Consider the following 286-nt stretch of genomic DNA (forward strand, 5'->3'; position numbering starts at 1 on the left):
GCGGTCGTCTACATCATCGACCTCACCGACAGGCACAGGGTCGAGGCGATGCGGAAGGACTTCGTCGCCAACGCGAGCCACGAGCTCAAGACGCCCCTCGGTGCCCTGTCCCTGCTCGCTGAGACACTCGTGGCGGCAGATGATGACGAGATGCGGATCCGGCTGGCCCAGCGCCTGCAGTCCGAGGCCACACGCATGGCGCACGTCATCGATGACGTGCTGATCCTGGCCGAGACCGAGTCGCTCGGAGCGGAGCACACACCGCAGTCGTTCGCGTCGCTCATCG

General features: G+C 66.1%; 1 protein-coding gene. It reads left to right on the top strand.

Translation table 11 applies throughout. The annotated features are described in order from the left end of the window. On the top strand, positions 1-286 hold a 286-nt coding region (locus tag MD536_RS21400; RefSeq protein WP_317208154.1), incomplete at both ends, for a histidine kinase dimerization/phospho-acceptor domain-containing protein.

This window comes from Flavihumibacter cheonanensis (assembly GCF_022352215.1).
Lineage (GTDB): Bacteria > Bacteroidota > Bacteroidia > Chitinophagales > Chitinophagaceae > Flavihumibacter > Flavihumibacter cheonanensis.